This is a genomic window from Ruegeria sp. AB10, assembly GCF_056542745.1.
In genome coordinates, this window is the sequence record NZ_JBQGAI010000020.1 from 1 (window position 1) to 9,226 (window position 9,226).

Sequence of the window (9,226 nt, forward strand, 5' to 3'; positions counted from 1 at the left end):
GATCGAGATATCCTCGGCCTGCCCCCACGGGTCCGGGTTCAGGCGCAGAAAGCCCAGATCCGGCGTCGCGGTGTCAACCGCCGCTTCGACCGGTGCCATCAATTCAGGCGCATGGGCGCGGAAGGCGGCGATCATGTCCGCCGCGCGGAACAGGAAAATGCCCGCGTTCCACTTGAAGGTGCCGGCCGCCAGCATTTCGGTGGCGCGGGCCATGTCGGGCTTTTCGACAAATTGCTTCAGCGGCACCGGCGAGCCGTCATTGGCCGACGCCGAGGCAAGTTCCAGATAACCATAGGCGGTTTCCGGATGGGTCGGGGTGATGCCGAAGGTCACCAGCTGACCCTGCGCCACGGCCTCCATCCCGCGGGCAACCGCCGCCTGAAAGGCCGCCACATCGGGAACCACGTGGTCGGACGGGGCAACCAGCAGCACCGCATCGGCGTCTTCGGCATGGGCGCGCAGCGCCGCAGCCAGCACCGCTGGCGCGGTGTTGCGCCCCTCGGGCTCGATCAGAATGGCACCGGGGTCGATTCCGATGGCCTGCAGCTGCTCGGCCACGATGAAGCGGAAATCCGAGTTGGTCAGCACCACCGGCGCCGCAAAGTTCAGACGATCCGTCGCGCCGGAAAGCCGCCGCGCAGAGGCCTGAAACAGGGTTTCCTCACCAACCAGCGGCACGAATTGCTTGGGATAGCTTTTGCGCGACAACGGCCACAGGCGCGTTCCGGAACCACCGCAAAGAAGAACAGGTGTGATCAACATAAAAAATGCTCAATATCTGATTTGCTCCAACCGGTCCTAGTCAATGACTTTTAATGTGACAAGGTTTTGCACGGCCACGGTCGGAAAAAGGCCCCTTGCCGCCTGTTTTCTTCTCAGAGCGTCAGCGACATGCCGTCAAAAACCTGGGCTCGGTTCCATCTAGGCAGACCGCGCTCAGCACGCCCGTTGCAAAGGCGCCGGTATCAATGGAAATGCGTCCATGCCGCGCGCTGGCGGTTCCGACGATTGTGTGCCCATGCACAACCCAGACACCATCGCGCCTGACCGTGGAGTGAAACGACGGGTGGCCCCAGACAAGGGTCTTGTCAGATTGCGCCTCGGGCGGGGTGTCAGGGTCGGCACCGGCATGAACAACAAGCACATTGCCCGACTTGTCCCAGGTCTTCAGTTCGGAAACCCACTGGCACAGCGCGTCGCCCATCGCCTGTTGCAGCCGATCGCGGCAATCCGTTAGCTCGTCACCGCTCATCTCGGATCGCGCCCCGCGCACGCCGAAGGAGGCCAGGGTCTGCAAACCGCCATTACGCAGCCAGCGCGGGCCCTGCCCTTTGGGGTCCTGCAGGAACTGCAACAGCATCTCTTCGTGGTTGCCCATCAGACAGGTCAGGTCCGGGCGGGCACTGATCAGGCGCAGGACCTCGGCGCTGTGCTCACCACGGTCGACATAGTCGCCGACCAGTATGATCCGATGATCCTGAGGTACATCGGACAGCAGTTTTTCCAGTTGAAAGATACAGCCATGCACATCACCGATCGCGCAAAGCGGACGGTCCGGGTTCGGTGGCAGGAAAGATCCACGCCTCTCGAACCGTTTGAAAAGCGATGTCAGCACGATGCGCTGGTCTCCTGACTGGTTGGCCGCGGCAAGTCCCGGCGGGGTGATCCAGATTGATACCCCTGCGCTAAACTGTGGGCAAGCCCGGCCTCAGGCGGTTCGGCAGGCTGGCACACCCAAGCGTATAAGTTCGCGGCCCTTGACCTTATGGACACCGTTGATGCGATTTCGCGCCGTGGTCATGAACCACGATTTCAACGGCTCCGGGTAGTACTCGGCCATGACCTTGCTGAAATAGTCGAAATCCTCAGGCGCAAGCCTGCGACCACCGCGGGACGGACCATGAAATCCAAAGGTCGTATCAGGATCAACACAGGTTCCGGGCAGCCCCAGAAACATCGTGCATGTTGAATAGCAGACGCGCCCGCGTATTTCGACCTGGATGCCATTGCGCTCGAGGTTTTCCAGCTCGGCCAGGCGGTCATGCAAATACCCGCCGCGGTCGCTGCCCACAACAAACGGCTGCTGTGCCGAAACGCGCGACGGCGCAGTCGAAGCAGATATCAACGCGGCAAGGGTCAACAGGGCCGTGAAATTCCGGACGGCACCACGGGCGGAGGGTTTTCCGGCACACAGCGGTGCCTTGGCAAAGCAGTCGAACAGGCTCGGCATAGTCGTATCTCCAGCTCCAGAGTTGGTCTGGATCAGGACTAGAGAGCTGCGATGCCTCAGCTGTGGGCTGCCTGTGGCGAAATCTGGCCTTAAATCAATGTTTTAATAGGGTTTTTACGTAAACTTTCCCTTTCCTGTGCGTGCGCAGGGTTGCCTGCACAAGGGTATTCACAGGATCAATTCAGTCTTTGGGTAATCATCGGGTCTTTTATGGACGGCCCACACCGCGACCCGCGTAACTGCTCGTGCGCAAAGGCGCGCAGAGATCCAAACTCTTAATGCACTTGAATTGATGCGATCATGATAGCGCAATACGCGCCCTGATCCAAATTGGCCCAGACATGGATCAACGGACCGGCCCGAGACCCGGGGATTTCAGGGCCGTTCGCATAGCCGGTCGGGTGGGCTGTTCCAGACTAGCTGGATTTCATCCGGCGCTTGGTACGTCGTTGCAGCCGCCAAAGATCTCTCCAGTAGGACGCCTGCCAAGGCGCGCTCAGGGCGACTTTCCACCACTTGCGCTGCTCTTGAAACAACTTGTTTTCATAGTCTTTTTTCAAATAGCGCTTGGGCAGCGCAATATGGATATTGGGTGCAAGGTTGTGGGCGTCGGCAGAGCCGTCGGAAAGGTTGGGCATCAACATCGCACTGGTTTGCAGCGCCAGAAGCCGCTTCAAACTCACTTCATGGGTCGAAGGGTGCACATAATCAATGACCGAGCTGACATGGTCACCGTCGGTATCCGCCCAGACCTCGCCCAATTTGGCATTGGTGAAAACAACCGTGCTCTGCAGGGTTTCCCAATCGCTGTAGAAGCTGTTCCAGATCGCCGGACGCACGACGTCGCGCAACATGAACCCTTCGGCCAGAAACAACATCGCCCAAAAGCTTGGCCAGGCGATCAACAGATCCTGAACGTCCTGCTGTGACGCCGAAACCGGAGTGAACACCACGATATCCGCAATCTCGGTGATCAGGCTGACACTATGTTCCGCTTCGCTCAGGCTGGCGGCGGGCAACCCCTTTGTGACGTGGATAATGCGCAGCCCGTCGGCGGTCTTTTGTGATGGCGCAAGCTTGCCGAATGTTGTGCTGGTGACCTGAGCAACACCGTACGAGCTGTAGGCATCGCACCAGTCGGAGTGTTTCCGGTCGTCCAGAACGATGACTTCACTTACTTTTTGCTTGCACGCTGAAATGACGCTCTCAACGGCTAAGCTCCTTGTTTCACTGTCATTCATACAGGTTTACACTCTGACGGATTTATTACGTATGTATTTCGACTTGGACGCATGGGACGTTCGGAACGATATTAAAAATGCTGCCCCGACATCTCTAACTTCTGATTTTGCGACATTGAATGGGCGATTTCGGTGAACGAGCTCCAGTTGCTGCCAAGCAAGAGCGGCGCGCGGGACAGCAAGATGACGTCGGCCAGCGCATATTTGAGCTGCATTTCCGAGCGGTCGTATACCGCCCGCGGCAGGCTGGTCACGCGATCCTGGTATTTGGCGGTAAACGCGCCATAGGATTCCGAGTTGTCCGAAGCCAGGAAAATCGTCGCTTTTGCTGACGACTCCAGCAATTCGTCGATGCGCTTGAAGAAAAAGCCATAATGGGACCTGCTTCGGGCCCGTCGGGCAATTTCGTCTTCCGACTTCGACCAATCACCGGGAACGTCCCCATGCGGGTCCGTGGCAGCACCGCCATTCATCCGGACATGGACCGCGATATCGTTCGGGCTTCTGACGGAATCAATCAGGTCCTGCACATCCGCGCTTGGTTTCAGATGGCGCAGAAAATCTCTTTCTAGCTCATCATAGGGCGCCCCGAAGGTGAACCTGTAGGCGGACTGGATGACAATGTCCCGGTTGGCGTGGACCAGCGAGGTAGAGTCAAAGGCTTCGCGGAACGCCTTGCTCATCAGATCGACTTCCAACACGTTTTCCGGGTTGCTGTCGCCGGTGTCCTCGACGGCACCTTCAAAATCGAACAATGACGCAAAACTGCAGTCACAATGCTCATCCGCGACCCAACGGACAACCAGGTCCCGGTCGTGAACTTTTGCAAAGGCCGCACCCGAGGCAATCGCGCGCAGACGATTGCCCAGACCATGCTGGGCATCGACGATGAGTTTCGGTTTGCGTTGGCTGTGCCCGATCGGGGCCGTAACTTCGTTGTCTTTCTCGATGGATTGCAGTGGTCCGCTGCCGACAGCTGCGATCGTGTCTTTGAGGGAACGGGTCATCAGCGCATAATCTACAGCCTCCCGCGACGCGGTGATCTTAACGCCCTCGAAAACATCCTGTATCGCGCCAATTGCGGCCTCGGCTCGTTCCAGTCGGGTCCCGATCAGGTTTGTATCAACGCCAAACGGGTGGCTCCGCCGCAACCGGGTAACGCCATCGGACCCATCCAACAGCCGGAAACCGGTCATCGGGCAGCTGCTGTCCCAAGGCGCCGAAGACGAAGAAGCTTGCCGGTTCAGGGAAATCCAGAACTGCGGAAAAGCCTGCACCTCATCCCAGCCGGTGACCGGTTTGCTTTTGGGGCGATCGATGCGTCTTATGTCGGAATGGTCGATATGGCGGATGGTGTCGGGATCGACATCCACCCGTTCAACGCCAGAGCTGGTCAGGCGATCATACAGGTCATCGTCATCCCAGCCATAGGTCACGATCCGTTCGTTGAAACCGTTCACGTTCATCAGGTCCTCGCGCCCGGTAACGAAGAATCCGTTTACGTGGCTTTGGCCCGCTTCCGCATGCCGCCAGTTTCCGGCGGTCAGCTTCCCCACACCCATGGCGTTGCGGCTGAAAAACTCTGCGTCGAGGATGATGTCGCTGTCGACCTTGACGATCTTGTCTTTTGTCGTCGCCCGGAAACCCACATTGTAGGCATGAGACAGAATCCAGGACCCTTCATCCTCAACCCGAAGAATACGGATGCGCGGATCGCGAATTCCGGCTTTGTCCAGGGTAATCGCAACCGGAATCTCAGAACTCCAATCCACGATGACAATCTCATCGATCTCCTGGTGCACCAGCCATGTCGGAAGGGTTTGTACCAGATGGTCGTTTCTGTTCATGCAGCAAGTAACGAGCGAAAAGCCCGCCTCAATCGCGGCATCCGGTTTAAATTCCTCTCCGGCCTCTTGGAAATTTGGCATGTCCCGCCAAATTTCCGGATGTTTCACTACTTCACCATATAGGGACGCCACAACCGAAGGGGATTTTGCATTGCGAACCGAGAGCTGCGTTCTGATCAGACTGCGAAACGCATCCCCAGCCCCTGCTGTGCTGGAATCGTCGTTCGAGGCAATTGCATCGCAGAGGTTTGCAACTATTTCCTTTGAAGATTGCATTTCTTTCCCAGTTCGAGAGCTTGATAAGTTGCGATACCCGACTGGCCTCAGTGCCGCTCGCGACTTACCATCCTAGATTGTATTCAAAAATAGCTTTGGCACCGAGTACCTGTTTGCTCGTGGGTGTCAATCACCAAAGATAGTAAGTTTTGAGGGTGGACCCAAGAATTCAAGGCCGATGAGCGGCGTTATGCCTGAATCGCATCTGAGCGACGCGCATAGCCGTTTGGTTTACCCGGAGGATTGGGCTTTTCCACTCTGACCTTGGGGTTATGAGTCTGCCGAGGTTTGCTCGTAAGCATTGCAAGCGCACCCCAATCCGACTTCTTTTCGATCTGACCTATAACGCTTATGGTGGCGCTGCGCGCCACTAAGAAGCACTGATAAATGCGTTCCGCGCAAGATGTACCTGTTGGAGCCGCCAGAACCGTTGTCCAGAGAGTTGGCTCGTACTTAGCTGAATTTAATTTAATTTAAGACCTTGGGTGGCAAGGCCACCAAGCTGACATTCGCTGCCCTTGCATTACTCAGGATCACTGACGGTAGCATTCGTAGGAAAGCGGACTTTGCAACGTTCGGTTGGTTCTCACTAGTAAACTTTCAATTAGAAGATTTCGTCGCCCTCTCCGAACCCCAATCAGATACCCAAACAGACGCACGACCGAGGCGGAACGACGGGCAGAAAGCGCATTTTCAACATCACGCCCAATCCTCTGGATCAAGACCGGCACGGTTGCTACCAATATACTTGTGGGGTACTTCCTCTGCGACATCCTAAACCGTAAAGAGGCTCTGCGTGGAATTGTTGAACTCCCTCAAAAATGCAATTCTCAGGACATTCGGACCTCGACAAGGTGCCAGCGAAATTCGCACTGTTTTGCCTAAAAATGCGCAATCGCTATCCGTGGGAAAATCCTATATCGATAGGCGAGGATCGTTTGCGACGTCTGACATCCCAGAAGGCCACTTCATTAGGCACATGTCTGGTGAGATGCTAAACTTCGCAGAGATCAATCGCCGGATTCTGAGGGGTCAACTGTCTCCGGACGACCCCCTGCAAATTGACACAGACCTGTACATTGATTTGGATGCCCAGTCTTTGGCTATTAACCACAGTTGCTCTCCAAACGCCGGGATAAGAGGGCAGAATGAACTGGTTGCCATTCGCGATATTCGTGCAGGGGAAGAGGTGACCTTCGACTATTCCACTACGGTCAGTTCCGACGTGGCCGCCGAGGACTGGAGCATGGCCTGCCTATGTCAGTCCGAGAATTGCAGGCAGACGATTGGTAATGTGCTGACGGTCCCGGAAGAGATGCTGGAAAGATACATGCGCTTGAACTTTTTGCCGCAGTATATTCAAGCTGAACTTTCCAAATCGTCCCATAGATAGAAATGCCTGCAACGATCATGCTATGTAGTCATATGATAGCCTCCGAGCTCTGCCAAACCTGATCTGGAATAGGAATGACGACTTTAACATTGGAGGTCGAAGACGCCCCGTCCTTAGGCCGACAAAACATCATTCTTCATGGTGACAATGGCGACACTGTTCGCGTGCATACCGAACTAAGCGCGCCAGGATCAGATCCACTTACGTTAGATGGCCCGCTATGCCTGGTTATTTTCCATGCCATGCAGCACTGTAATCGGCTGAAGATAGACGGCGTCATAAGCGAAAAGCTCTATCGCAATATCATTGCTTTTCAGGAAGCCTGGCATTGTCACTACCCGGCGTGGTATCAGATGGTGGAGATCGAGCCACGGAGCATCGCCAGATCCGATGATACCGCTCGAGAGACAAAAAACCGTGGCGTGATCCAGACATTTTCGGGCGGTGTGGATTCGATTTTCACGCTGCAAAGACCTCGGAGCCCTATCAATACTGCAAATGATGGAACATCCAGATCGGCCGTTCTGGTCCACGGTTTCGACATTCCCCAGTCCAATCAAAGAGACTTTGACGCTCTTCGCACACGTATCGAGAAAATAACCGATGCTGCTGGCGTCGAGTTGCTTGTCGCAAAAACATCGCTCCGTGATAGTTTGCAATCCAATTGGGAGCATAGCCATGGTGCCGCGCTTGCCGGGATATTGCACCTATATGCACACGACAACTATGCGGGGGCAATCGCCAGCTCGGATCCCTATAACTACGTTAGTTTCGTACCGCATGCCTGGGGGTCCAGCCCGGCAACTGACTATCTTTTATCGGGCGATGAAATCGAGATTATTCATGACGGTGCGGGACATTCACGCCCCCAAAAAATTGCCTACTTGGCCGGAGAATGGCGTCAAATGTTGGAATTGGCGCAATTTTGTTGGGAAGGCGACGATCGCTCGGAGAACTGTGGAGAATGCGACAAGTGCATTCAAACCCGTTTGGCTCTCAGGGCCGCTGGTCAGGACGAACTCATTTGCTTCAAAACCAAGTTTGAGCATCGCATGATCAACCAGCTAAAAATCAGCGACGGAACTATGGGTGACCTGCTGCCTTTGATTGATTTTGCGGACGAGCGAAATTGCTCTGAACCATGGGTTCGGGATATCAAGGAACAAGTCAGTCCCTTCATGCCAGCAATGTACAAATCAGATGGTTCTCTCGCGCGGTCGTTAAGGTATTTTCGGTCTGCCGTGCACGAACTTATCTCCTGACCACGACACAAATCCAATGTGCTTGTCCGGTTACCCGAACACGCTACAAGCCAACGTAAAAGAGCAGCCACGTGATACATCCTGATACACAGCTCGTCGCAATCAACGACGTCACAGGTTCGGGCATTGTGGCAACTGCTGACATCCCAAAAGGCACAATAACCTGGTGCCGAGACGCGCTGGATATCGTCTTGACGCCCGAACGTACCGAGCGCCTTCCAGATGTCCTTTATCGCGACTTTTTGAAATACGCTTACCGGAGTGATCAGGGCCTCTACATATTGAATTGGGACAACGGCCGATATCAAAACCATAGCTGTGACCCAACCTCATGTCTGGTCCGTGGCTACGACTGCGAAATCGCCATAAGGGATATCCATGCGGGCGAGCAGATCACGTCAGACTATGCCACATACAATGTCGGTGCAGAGTTTCAGTGTGGCTGCGGATCACCAAAATGCCGGAATATCATCGACCCTCGGGACAAGGAACAAAGGTGGCTCGACCTTCAGCCAAAAGTGTCCGATGCTCTAGGTCTTATGAACAACGTCTTACAGCCCTTGTCGTCGGTTGCGCTGAACTTCCCGGCGCCTGAACAGGCGCTAAAGGGCGAGACGCAAAGGCAATGTCCCAACCACAATCGCCCGTCTTCTTTTGCAAGTCGACTAACTGCACGCACAAAGGGCTGAAGTGTGATCAACGGCAGTTCAGGGCTCATCGCGGCTTTTACGGGGACTTGTGCGGACCGCCTCTGTTGCGCGTTCACCACAGGGAGAGTTCGCTCCGCTTGCTTCCACAGTGCTTCCAGAGAGATTGGTGCGCGGCGGCATTGCCGCTTGATCCGACCCTTAACACGTTGCTTTCGTTGAGAAGTATTGGTTGCGGGAGTAGGATTTGAACCTACGACCTTCAGGTTATGAGCCTGACGAGCTACCGGGCTGCTCCATCCCGCGACACTTTATGTGACCTACCGCTTA

General features: G+C 55.4%; 8 protein-coding genes and 1 tRNA gene. 3 read left to right on the top strand and 6 right to left on the bottom strand.

The genetic code is table 11. The features are described from left to right. The 5 genes from ACR0NT_RS19300 to ACR0NT_RS19320 all read right to left on the bottom strand — a co-directional run. Nucleotides 1-762, bottom strand: a 762-nt coding sequence (locus ACR0NT_RS19300) for a mannose-1-phosphate guanylyltransferase (protein WP_480443522.1), incomplete at its 3' end; no start/stop codon positions are given. 121 nt (nt 763-883) lie between these two features. After that, a complete protein-coding gene (locus tag ACR0NT_RS19305) occupies nt 884-1,615 on the bottom strand; it encodes a metallophosphoesterase family protein (protein WP_170675141.1) in 732 nt (243 codons plus the stop codon). A 93-nt stretch (nt 1,616-1,708) separates the two neighbouring features. Beyond that, complete coding sequence (locus ACR0NT_RS19310; RefSeq protein ID WP_480443523.1) at nt 1,709-2,230, bottom strand: hypothetical protein; 522 nt, start codon at nt 2,228-2,230, stop codon at nt 1,709-1,711. A 416-nt stretch (nt 2,231-2,646) separates the two neighbouring features. Further along, nucleotides 2,647-3,471, bottom strand: a complete 825-nt coding sequence (locus ACR0NT_RS19315; RefSeq protein WP_170449079.1) for a hypothetical protein — start codon at nt 3,469-3,471, stop codon at nt 2,647-2,649. Nucleotides 3,472-3,542: 71 nt separating this feature from the next. After that, nucleotides 3,543-5,399, bottom strand: coding sequence for a galactosyltransferase-related protein (locus tag ACR0NT_RS19320; RefSeq protein WP_170449080.1), 1,857 nt, complete (start codon nt 5,397-5,399; stop codon nt 3,543-3,545). A gap of 991 nt (nt 5,400-6,390) precedes the next feature. Between ACR0NT_RS19320 and ACR0NT_RS19325 the strand changes: the two genes are divergently transcribed. The 3 genes from ACR0NT_RS19325 (at nt 6,391) to ACR0NT_RS19335 (ending at nt 8,938) form a co-directional block, all read left to right on the top strand. Then, a complete protein-coding gene (locus tag ACR0NT_RS19325) occupies nt 6,391-6,987 on the top strand; it encodes an SET domain-containing protein (RefSeq protein WP_480443525.1) in 597 nt (198 codons plus the stop codon). A gap of 74 nt (nt 6,988-7,061) precedes the next feature. Then, entirely contained in the window at nt 7,062-8,249 is a 1,188-nt protein-coding gene (locus ACR0NT_RS19330; RefSeq protein ID WP_170449081.1) for a hypothetical protein, read from the top strand. A gap of 71 nt (nt 8,250-8,320) precedes the next feature. Next, entirely contained in the window at nt 8,321-8,938 is a 618-nt protein-coding gene (locus ACR0NT_RS19335; RefSeq protein ID WP_170675150.1) for an SET domain-containing protein-lysine N-methyltransferase, read from the top strand. 187 nt (nt 8,939-9,125) lie between these two features. Here the strand turns inward: ACR0NT_RS19335 and ACR0NT_RS19340 are convergent. Continuing rightward, nucleotides 9,126-9,202 (bottom strand) — tRNA-Met (locus ACR0NT_RS19340). Nucleotides 9,203-9,226: the final 24 nt, after the last annotated feature.

Coding starts and splice junctions, on each gene's coding strand:
- ACR0NT_RS19310 (WP_480443523.1), bottom strand. CDS start 2,230: ATGCCGAGCCTGTTCGACTGCTTTGCCAAGGCACCGCTGTGTGCCGGA.
- ACR0NT_RS19315 (WP_170449079.1), bottom strand. CDS start 3,471: ATGAATGACAGTGAAACAAGGAGCTTAGCCGTTGAGAGCGTCATTTCA.
- ACR0NT_RS19320 (WP_170449080.1), bottom strand. CDS start 5,399: ATGCCAAATTTCCAAGAGGCCGGAGAGGAATTTAAACCGGATGCCGCG.
- ACR0NT_RS19330 (WP_170449081.1), top strand. CDS start 7,062: ATGACGACTTTAACATTGGAGGTCGAAGACGCCCCGTCCTTAGGCCGA.